Source organism: Actinosynnema sp., from assembly GCF_052038725.1.
This window is the reverse complement of record NZ_JBQGCX010001475.1, coordinates 1-9,387: the sequence shown is the minus strand read 5'-3', so window position 1 is coordinate 9,387 and position 9,387 is coordinate 1. Positions and strand designations below refer to the sequence as shown.

At 72.7% G+C, this 9,387-nt stretch carries 8 protein-coding genes and 1 tRNA gene; 4 read left to right on the top strand and 5 right to left on the bottom strand.

Annotated elements, in window-relative coordinates; all coding sequences use genetic code 11:
- Positions 1 to 93: 93 nt before the first annotated feature.
- From ACTUAL_RS31165 to ACTUAL_RS31145, 5 genes are all read right to left on the bottom strand, one after another.
- The gene (locus ACTUAL_RS31165) at positions 94 to 1,065 is read right to left on the bottom strand and encodes a ribose-phosphate diphosphokinase (protein WP_012783281.1); all 972 of its coding nucleotides are present in this window, start codon (positions 1,063 to 1,065) and stop codon (positions 94 to 96) included.
- Positions 1,066 to 1,081: 16 nt separating this feature from the next.
- Positions 1,082 to 2,557: a bifunctional UDP-N-acetylglucosamine diphosphorylase/glucosamine-1-phosphate N-acetyltransferase GlmU gene (gene glmU / locus ACTUAL_RS31160; RefSeq protein ID WP_096491437.1), complete on the bottom strand. Its 1,476-nt coding sequence runs from the start codon at positions 2,555 to 2,557 to the stop codon at positions 1,082 to 1,084.
- A gap of 66 nt (positions 2,558 to 2,623) precedes the next feature.
- On the bottom strand, positions 2,624 to 4,267 hold the full coding sequence (locus ACTUAL_RS31155; protein WP_096491438.1) for a GGDEF domain-containing protein: 1,644 nt from the start codon (positions 4,265 to 4,267) through the stop codon (positions 2,624 to 2,626).
- A gap of 103 nt (positions 4,268 to 4,370) precedes the next feature.
- Positions 4,371 to 4,441 (bottom strand) — tRNA-Gln (locus ACTUAL_RS31150).
- A 126-nt stretch (positions 4,442 to 4,567) separates the two neighbouring features.
- Entirely contained in the window at positions 4,568 to 5,677 is a 1,110-nt protein-coding gene (locus ACTUAL_RS31145; protein ID WP_440902733.1) for an alpha/beta hydrolase family protein, read from the bottom strand.
- A 212-nt stretch (positions 5,678 to 5,889) separates the two neighbouring features.
- Between ACTUAL_RS31145 and ACTUAL_RS31140 the strand changes: the two genes are divergently transcribed.
- The 4 genes from ACTUAL_RS31140 to ACTUAL_RS31125 all read left to right on the top strand — a co-directional run bounded on the left by ACTUAL_RS31140 (position 5,890) and on the right by ACTUAL_RS31125 (position 9,362).
- Positions 5,890 to 6,879 (top strand): acyl-CoA desaturase, encoded by a 990-nt coding sequence (locus ACTUAL_RS31140; protein ID WP_096491440.1) that lies wholly within the window; start codon positions 5,890 to 5,892, stop codon positions 6,877 to 6,879.
- Between the two features lie 123 nt (positions 6,880 to 7,002).
- Positions 7,003 to 7,599 carry a TetR/AcrR family transcriptional regulator gene (locus ACTUAL_RS31135; protein ID WP_096491441.1) on the top strand — a complete coding sequence of 199 codons (597 nt, stop codon included), beginning with the start codon at positions 7,003 to 7,005 and terminating at the stop codon, positions 7,597 to 7,599.
- Positions 7,600 to 7,650: 51 nt separating this feature from the next.
- Positions 7,651 to 8,178: a DUF4291 domain-containing protein gene (locus tag ACTUAL_RS31130; RefSeq protein ID WP_096491442.1), complete on the top strand. Its 528-nt coding sequence runs from the start codon at positions 7,651 to 7,653 to the stop codon at positions 8,176 to 8,178.
- 80 nt (positions 8,179 to 8,258) lie between these two features.
- Positions 8,259 to 9,362, top strand: a complete 1,104-nt coding sequence (locus ACTUAL_RS31125; RefSeq protein WP_440902732.1) for a PQQ-dependent sugar dehydrogenase — start codon at positions 8,259 to 8,261, stop codon at positions 9,360 to 9,362.
- Positions 9,363 to 9,387: the final 25 nt, after the last annotated feature.

Sequence of the window (9,387 nt, the reverse complement as noted above, 5' to 3'; positions counted from 1 at the left end):
CGCCCCGCGGGGGTGCCCCGGGGGGCCGCTGGTCCGGTCGATCGACTCCTCCGGAGCCGAAGCCTTGACGGCTGCGCCGTCAAGCGCCAAGCGTCAAGCGTTCCCGTCGAACAGGCTCGTGACCGACCCGTCCTCGAAGACCTCCTGGATCACGCGCGCCAGCAGCGGCGCGATCGGGATCACCGTCATCGCCTCGAAGCGCTTCTCCTGCGGGATCGGCAGCGTGTCGGTGAACACCACCTCGCGCGCGCCGCAGCTCTGCAGCCGCTCCACCGCGGGGCCCGAGAGCACCGGGTGGGTGGCCGCGATCACCACGTCGGACGCGCCCTCGGCGAGGAGCTGGTCCACCGCCTTGGTGATCGTGCCGCCGGTGTCGATCATGTCGTCGATCACCACGCACAGCCGGTCCTTGACCTGGCCGACCACCCGGTTCGCCACGACCTCGTTCGGCCGCAGCGGGTCGCGGGTCTTGTGGATGAACGCGATCGGCGTGCCGCCGAGGGTGTCCGCCCACTTCTCCGCCAGCTTGGTGCGCCCCGCGTCCGGCGAGACCACGGTGATGTCGTGGCCCGCGTACTTGTCGCGCACGTGCTCGGCCAGCAGCGGCATTGCCCACAGGTGGTCCACCGGGCCGTCGAAGAAGCCCTGGATCTGCGCGGTGTGCAGGTCCACGGCCACCAGGCGGTCCGCGCCCGCGGTCTTGAACAGGTCGGCGACCAGGCGGGCCGAGATCGGCTCGCGGCCCCGGTGCTTCTTGTCCTGCCGCGCGTACGGGTAGAACGGCATGATCACCGTGATGCGCTTCGCGGAGGCCCGCTTCAGCGTGTCCACCATGATCAGCTGCTCCATCAACCACTGGTTGATCGGCGCCTTGTGCGACTGGATGACGAACGCGTCGCACCCGCGCACCGACTCCTCGAACCGGACGAAGATCTCGCCGTTCGCGAAGTCGTACGCGGCCTGCGGGGTGACCGAGACGTTGAGGTGCTTGGCCACCTCCTCCGTCAGCTCCGGGTAGGCCCGCCCGCCGAAGAGCATCAGGTTCTTCTTGGGTGTCCCGGACATGATCGGGTTCTTCACGTCAGCGCCCTTCCTCGTTCTTCTCCGCGACCTGAGACAGGGCGCGCTCGGCGGCACCAGCCGCGGCGGTTCCGGGCCGCCGGGTGAGCACCCAGTCGGCGAGGTTGCGCTGGGGACCGCCGGAGACGGCCAGCGCGCCGGGGGGCACGTCGCGCCGCAGCACGGTCCCCGCGCCGGTGTAAGCGCCGTCGCCCACGGTCACCGGGGCGACGAACATGTTGTCGGAGCCGGTCCGGCAGTGCGAGCCGATGACCGTCCGGTGCTTGTGCACGCCGTCGTAGTTGACCGTGACGCTCGCGGCGCCGATGTTCGACTGCTCGCCGATCGTCGCGTCCCCGATGTAGCTCAGGTGCGGCACCTTGCTGCCCGCGCCGATCTCCGAGTTCTTGACCTCGACGAACGTGCCGATCTTGCCGTCCGCGCCCAGCCTGGTGCCGGGCCGCAGGAAGGCGAACGGGCCGACGCTCGCGCCCGCGCCGATCACCGCGCCGCTGCCGTGGGTGCGCACCACGCTCGCGCCCGCGCCGACCGCGCAGGCGGACAGCGTGGTGTCCGGGCCGACGACCGCGCCCTCGCCCACGGTGGTGCCCGCGCGCAGCTGCACGCCCGGCTCCACCAGCGCGTCCCGGCCCAGCTCCACGTCGGCGTCCAGCCAGGTGGTGTCCGGGTCGACCACGGTCACGCCCTCGCGCATCCAGCGCTCGACCAGCCGCCGGTTCAGCTCCTTGCCGAGCCTGGCCAGCTGCACCCGGTCGTTGACGCCCTCCACCAGCCACCGGTCGCCGGTCACCAGCGCGCCGACCCGGCCGCCGTCGCCGCGCGCGATGCCCAGCACGTCGGTCAGGTACAGCTCGCCCTGGGCGTTGTCGGTGCCCAGCCGGGACAGGGCGTCGCGCAGCACGACCGCGTCGAACGCGTACACCCCCGAGTTGATCTCGGTGATGGCCCGCTGGGCCTCGTCGGCGTCCTTCTGCTCCACGATGCCCAGCACCGAGCCGTCCGCGTCGCGCAGGATGCGCCCGTAGCCGGTCGGGTCGTCGAGCACCGCCGTGAGCACGGTCGCCGCGTTGCCGCGCGCCCCGTGCTCGACCAGCAGGGCGCGCAGCGAGTCCGCGTCCAGCAGCGGCACGTCGCCGTAGGTGACCACGACGGTGCCGGTCAGGTCCTCGGGCAGCTCGGCCAGGCCGCAGCCCACCGCGTGCCCGGTGCCCTTCTGCTCCTCCTGGACGGCGACCACGACCTCGCGCCCCAGCGCGCCCGCGACGACCCCCAGGTGCTCGGTGACCGCCTCGCGGCCGTGCCCGACCACCACGGCCAGGTGCGCGGGGTCGGCGCCCGCCGCGGCCCGCACGGCGTGCTCGACCAGCGAGCGACCCGCGAGCCGGTGCAGCACCTTCGGGGTGGCGGAGCGCATGCGGGTGCCCTCACCCGCTGCGAGGACGATAGTGCTGACCGGGGCGGGAACACCCTGGAGCATCAGCGGCTCTCCCTCTGCTGAGTCCGTGCCTGCGGCGGGAGGCCTGGCTCCCGCCAGGTGCCGATACTAAGCCTCCGCGGGTGCTTCCCCGTCTGCCGAAGCAACCTGGCAGCCACCTCTGCGCTTCGCGGTGTACATCGCGGAGTCCGCTCTGGACAGCGCCTGGTTGTCGCTCTCCTGGGGGCGCACCGCGATCACCCCGACCGACAGCGTCACCCCCCTGGACAGGTCGGATGGCAGGCCAGCGACGGCGTCCACGGCTCTGGCCAGCGCCGCCTCGGCCAGCGACAGGGTGGTCCCCGGCAGCAGCACCACGAACTCGTCGCCGCCGTACCTGGCCACCATGTCGTCGCCCCGCAGCGCGTGCCGCAGTGTGCTGGCAATCACGCGCAGGACGTCGTCACCCTCCGCGTGCGAGTGCTTGTCGTTGACGCCCTTGAACCCGTCGAGGTCGACCAGCGCCACCGCCATCGGCAGGGTCTGCGCGGCGACCAGCGCGGCCAGCCGCTCGTCCAGCGCGCGCCGGTTCGGCAACCCGGTCAGCGGGTCCTGCATCGCCTGCTGGGCGATGGCCCCGTGCGCCCTGGTGAGCCGCTCGTGGTCGCGCCGGGTGATCAGCGTGGCGGTGCGGGCCTCCTGCATCAGCCACAGCTCCACCTCCAGCGCGCTCGCGTACGTCTGGAGCGCCGAGACGGTGTGCTCGCCCTGCGGGCCCGCCAGCCGGGCGTACTCGCGCACCAGGCACAGCATCAGCGTCGGCTCGGAGGTGTCGGTGGCCAGCTTCGTGCGGGCGTGCGTGAGCACCTGGAGGGCCTGCTGCGGCAGCTCCTCCATCTCCAGGCAGCGCGCCAGCGCGATCGACACGATGATCAGCTCGCGGGCGTACATGGACAGCTCGCGCAGCGTCCACAGCCGGGCGATGTGCTCGGGGCCGGGGCTCGCCAGCGCCTGCGCCGCGCCGATCACCGGCACCTGCTGCGCGGCGGTGCGGTCCCGCCTGCGCGGGTGCAGCGACTGCAGGAACGGCGCCTCGGTCGCCTCGGCGATCCGCGCGGCCATGGTGAACCGGGCGGCGGCCTCCTCGTGGTTGTTCACCCGCTCCAGCCGCAGCCCCCAGCCCAGCAGCATCCGCACCCGGTTCACCAGGTGCACGTAGATCAGGTGGGGGTTGGCGCTGTCGCGGATCGCGTTGTGGGCCCTGGCCAGGACCTCGTCGGCCATCTCGTAGACGCCGAGCTGGGTGAGGACTAAACCGGTGTTCTGCAGCGCCGAGGCCAGCAGGCGGTCCCAGGTGCGCTTGTCCAGCACCGGGTCCGGGGTGAGGTCCTCCTCCAGCATCGCCAGCCCGTTGGCGATCTCGCTGAGCGCCTTGTCCTCCAGCCCGACCAGCAGGTACCTGCGGCCGAGCAGGGCGTGCGCCTCCGCCTCCAGCACCACCAGGCCGTGCCTGCGGGTGTGGGTGAGCATCTCCTCCAGCAGGGAGTCCGACATGTCGCCGACCCCCGGCGTCACCAGGCGCACGATGGCGGCGGCGCGCAGCAGCTGCGCCACGATCCTGGGCTCGCCCCGGCTCTGCGCCTCGGCGAGGATCTCGTCGACCTCGTTCGCGGCGTCGAGCTGCTCGGCGACGTGGCTGCTCTGCGCCACCGCGACCAGCTCGCTGGCGCGGCCCACCAGCCAGGCGTCGGACATCTCCTGGAGCGCGGGCACGACGCTGGCCTGCTCTTCGACGGCTTCCCCCGGCAGCGACCAACACCCCCCTACGCAGGGCAGGCCGGGCCGGAGGGCCCGACCCGGTTCCGAGACACTCTCGCTCCGCCACCAGGATTCGAACCTGGACCATCGGAACCAAAATCCGAGGTGCTGCCTTTACACCATGGCGGATCGGACGGGGACTTCCCCGGCCGCGGGAACACATCGTGTCACGGGCGGGGGTCCGCGGTCAGCACCACCACGCGAGTGGTGGCACTCTCCTCGTCAGTGGATCATAACGGAGCGTGTAGCGCCTGGTCACGGCGGGGTGGTGAGCGAAGTCACGAACTCGGCCAGCTCGCGCTCGTAGCGCGCCCGGTCGGCGTTCCACGCCGCGACGTGCGCCGCGCCGGGCACCTCGACGTACCGCACGTCCCAGTCCAGCGCCCCGCTCGCGGCCCGCGCGGCCAGGTCCCTGCTGCCCTGCACCGGCACGGTCGTGTCCGCGTCGCCGTGCACCAGCAGCGTCGGCGGGCGGTGCGCGGGCGGGTGGTCGGCCAGGTCGAAGCGGGAGAAGTCCAGGTCCGCCCGCCAGCCGGAGACCAGCTCGGCCAGCGGCACCAGCCAGGTGGGCACGCCGCGCTCGCGGGACTGGAGCTCCAGGGTGCCGGTCCAGCTGGTCACCGGGGCGTCCAGGACGAGCGCGGACACCTCGCCCGCCAGCTCGGAGCGGGCCAGCAGCTGGCCCGCGATCGCGCCGCCCATGGACCAGCCGTAGAGGACGATCCTCGTCGCCCCGCTGTCCCTGGCGTAGCGGACGGCGGCTTCGGCGTCCCGCCACTCCGAGTCACCGAGGTGGTAGAGCCCGTCGGGTGAGGCGGGGGCGCCGTCGTCGTTGCGGTACGTGATCGACAGGACGGTCAGGCCCGCGTCGTGCAGCACCGGGAGCGCGCGGAGGGTCTCGGCGCGGGTGCCCGCCCTGCCGTGCACGGCCACGACCCAGGCTCCGCCCTCGCCGCCGCTGCCGGGGACCAGCCACGCGGGCGCGTCGCCCAGCTCGGTGGGCACGCTCACGTCCCGGTAGTCCAGGCCGAGCGCGCTGCGCGGGTCGCTCGCCCAGACCGAGCCCTCGACGCGGACGCGGGTCCCCGCAGCGGGGGCGGTCCCCCTGACGACCGGCCTGCGGACCTCGCCGCCCGAGCGGGAGGCGACGTCGCCGACCTCCACCTCGCCGCCCGGCCACACCAGGCCCCAGGTCCCGCGCAGGGCGGTGCTCCCCGAGTCGGCCAGGACGATCTCGCCGTCCGACACGCCCAGCACCACGTCCGGGAAACCCGGTCGGGCGGTCGCCGGGTTGAGCAGTTGCTCGCTGTAGTGCCACCCGATGCCGCCCGAGACGGCTGCCGCCAGGACCAGCGAAGCCGCCACCACCACTGCCCCGATCCGCCGAAGGCGGTTGGGCCGAACGCCAGAGAAATCCCGCACCCGATGATCCTGCCCGACCGGGTGACGGGTGGAGGAGCTTCCTGAAAACAACCGGTGAAAACCCGCACCCCCCTGGCGGGAGCGGCCTCGACTAACTTACGCTGCCGTAAGTTACGGTTCCGTAGGTAGCTTCCGGACGACGACGAGGTATCCGCATGACGAGCACCGTGGAGAGCAAGTCCACGCCCAGCCCGCCCAACCGGGGCCCCAAGCCGCTGGTCGAGGGGCAGCGCGGCAACGCTGAGCAGTTCGGCGTGTACGTGTTCGTCCTGGTGCCCTTCCTGGCCCTGTTCGCGGCGGTCCCCGTCGCGTGGGGGTGGGGGCTGGGCTGGGTCGACGTGGCCCTGTTCGCCGCGTTCTACTGCATCGCCGGGCTCGGCATCACCGTCGGGTACCACCGGTACTTCACGCACGGCTCGTTCAAGGCCAACCGGGCGCTCAAGATCGCCCTGGCCATCATGGGCAGCATGGCCCTGCAGGGCCCGGTCATCGTCTGGGTCGCCGACCACCGCAGGCACCACGCCTTCTCCGACCGCGAGGGCGACCCGCACTCGCCGTGGCTGTTCGGCAGCGGCCCGATCGCCCTGGCCAAGGGCTTCTGGCACGCCCACATGGGCTGGCTGTTCGAGCGCGACAAGACCAACTCCGCCCGCTTCGCCCCCGACCTGCTGGCCGACGACGACCTGGTGAGGGTCGACCGGCTGTTCTGGCTGTGGACCACGATCAGCGTGCTCGCGCCCGGCGTCCTCGGCGGCCTGATCACGATGTCCTGGTCCGGCGCGCTCTCCGCGTTCTTCTGGGCGGGCCTGGTCCGGGTCGCGTTCCTGCACCACGTGACCTGGTCGGTCAACTCGATCTGCCACATGATCGGCGACCGGCCGTTCACCGCCCGCGACAAGTCCGCCAACTTCTGGCCGCTGGCGATCCTGTCCTTCGGCGAGTCGTGGCACAACCTGCACCACGCCGACCCGACCTGCGCCCGGCACGGCGTGAAGCGCGGGCAGATCGACATCTCGGCGCGGATCATCTGGGCCTTCGAGAAGTTCGGCTGGGCGACCAGCGTGCGCTGGCCGAACGCGCAGCGCCTCACCCGCATCTCCGCCAAGGACGGGGCCAAGGGCGAGAAGGCGAAGCAGGCGGCCTGACCCCGTGACGCCACCACGCGCCCCGAGGCCCGCACGGGCTTCGGGGCGCGTCGGTGTTTAGGCTGGTCCCGACCGGGTGTCGGGAGAAGGAACAGGGACGCTGTGCCAGCCCCAAGGGTTCGGATGACGGGCAAGGAGCGGCGCGAGCAGCTGCTCGACGTGGCGCGCGCACTGTTCGCGGAGAAGGGCTACGAGGTCACCTCGGTCGAGGAGATCGCGCACCGGGCGGGCGTGAGCAAGCCCGTGGTGTACGAGCACTTCGGCGGCAAGGAGGGCATCTACGCCGTCGTGGTCGACCGGGAGATGCAGTCGCTGATGGACCACGTGGTCAACGCGCTCTCCGGGGGTCACCCCAGGGAGCTGCTGGAGCAGGCGGCCTGCGCGCTGCTCGACTACATCGAGGGGTCGACGGACGGGTTCCGCATCCTGGTCCGCGACTCGCCGGTGGCGTCGACCACCGGGACGTTCTCGTCGCTGCTCAACGACATCGCCTCGCAGGTCGAGCACATCCTGGGGCTGCACTTCTCCCGGCAGGGCTACGACCGGAAGCTGGCCGCGCTGTACTCGCAGGCCCTGGTGGGGATGGTCGCGCTGACCGGGCAGTGGTGGTTGGAGGTGCGCAAGCCCAAGAAGGACGAGGTGGCCGCGCACCTGGTCAACCTGGCCTGGAAGGGGCTGTCGAGCCTGGAGCACAAGCCCAAGCTGCGCAACCGGCCGTGAGCGGGCGGGCGCGGCGGGCAAAGCGGTTGCCCGGCCGCTGACACCGGTCGGGTGGAGCACAGGCGGATCAGGGCCGACTTCGACGAGCGGACCCTCGTCGTCTACCAGGCGCACTCGCCGGAGATCGCGGAGCCCGCGCTCGCGGCGGGGACGTTCGTGCCGCCGTTCAAGCCGGGGCGGATGACGTGGGTCAAGCCGTCGTTCCTGTGGATGGCGCACCGGTGCGGGTGGGCGCGCGAGGCCGGGCAGGAGCGGGTGCTGGCGGTCCGGGTGCTGCGGGAGCCGTTCGACGCCGCCGTGCTGGCCGCCGTGCCCAGCCGGGAGGTCGTCAGGGGCAAGCCGGAGATCCGGGTGCAGTGGGACCCGGAGCGGGGGCTGCGCCACGAGGCGCTGGGGCGCCGGTCGCCGCAGCTCGGGCTGGCCGGTGAGGCGTCGCGGCGGCACGTGGAGGAGTGGATCACCGGGTTGACGGACGTGACCGGGCTGATGAGGCGGGTCGGGGCGGCCGTCGCGGCGGGGGAGCTGGAGCTGGCGCGGGAGCTGCTGCCGGTGGAGCGGGTGTACCCGCTGGAGGTCTGAGCGACTCGGCTGCGCCTTCGCGCGGGTTCTCGACCCCGCTCCGCACGTTGGGTTCACGTCGCGCTGGGCATCCTCGGGGCATGGGTCGAATCGCCGGATTTGCCGCTGTCCTCCTGGTGACCGGGTGCACCGCGACGCCCGCCAATGGCGACGGGTCCTCCCCAGGGAGCTCCGCGCCGACCGAAGGGGCCGCCGCCGGGCTCACCGTGGAGACCGTCGCCTCCGGGCTCGCGCACCCCTGGGGGATCGACTGGCTGCCGGACGGGCGGATGCTCGTCACGCAGCGGCCGGGGACGGTCAGCGTCGTGGAGAACGGCCAGGTCAAGGACCTGGACGTGGACACCGGGGCCGTCGCCAGGGGTGAGGGCGGGCTGCTCGGGATCGCCGTGCACCCCGGCGCCAGCCGGTTCACCACCTGCCAGAACACCGCCTCCGACATCCGCCTCACCACCTGGGAGCTGGGCGACGGCGACGCCGTCGGCAAGGTCGGCGACCTGCTCACCGGGCTGCCCGCCAACCCCAGCGGCCGGCACTCCGGGTGCAGGCTCGCGATCGACGCCGACGGGAAGCTGCGCGTCGGCACCGGGGACGCGGCCCGCGCCGACACCTCGCAGGACCGGGACGGGCTCGGCGGGAAGACGCTCGTCGTCGACCTCGGCACCGGGGAGCACCGGGTCGAGACCTACGGGCACCGCAACGTGCAGGGGATCGCGGTGCGCTCGGACGGGCTGGTGGTCAGCGCGGAGCACGGGCCGTCCGTGGACGACGAGCTGAACGTGCTCAAGCCCGGCGCGAACTACGGCTGGGACCCCAGCCGGGGCGGCACGCAGGGCGGGTACGACGAGAGCGTGCCGATGACCGACCTGGATCGCTTCCCGGACGCGGTGCCCGCGATCTGGTCCAGCGGCAGCCCCACCGAGGCCATCTCGGACGCGGCGTTCCTGCAGGGCGAGCAGTGGGGCGGGCTCGACGGGGCGCTCGCGGTGACCGCGCTGAAGGGCTCGAAGCTGTTCCTGTTCGAGATCACGCCCGAGGGCGGGGTGCACTCGGTGTCGGCGCCGCCGGAGCTGGACGGGACCAAGGGCAGGCTGCGGGCCGCCAAGCAGGGGCTGGACGGCGCGCTCTACGTGACCACCTCCAACGGCGACGGGGACGAGGTCCTGCGGGTCACCGCCGCGGGCTGAGCCGGTCGGCGGGGTCGGCGGGGCC

Excerpts from the sequence above, each read along its gene's own strand:
- ACTUAL_RS31165 (WP_012783281.1), bottom strand. The coding sequence starts at position 1,065 with ATGTCCGGGACACCCAAGAAGAACCTGATGCTCTTCGGCGGGCGGGCC.
- glmU (WP_096491437.1), bottom strand. The coding sequence starts at position 2,557 with ATGCTCCAGGGTGTTCCCGCCCCGGTCAGCACTATCGTCCTCGCAGCG.
- ACTUAL_RS31140 (WP_096491440.1), top strand. The coding sequence starts at position 5,890 with ATGACGAGCACCGTGGAGAGCAAGTCCACGCCCAGCCCGCCCAACCGG.
- ACTUAL_RS31135 (WP_096491441.1), top strand. The coding sequence starts at position 7,003 with ATGACGGGCAAGGAGCGGCGCGAGCAGCTGCTCGACGTGGCGCGCGCA.
- ACTUAL_RS31125 (WP_440902732.1), top strand. The coding sequence starts at position 8,259 with ATGGGTCGAATCGCCGGATTTGCCGCTGTCCTCCTGGTGACCGGGTGC.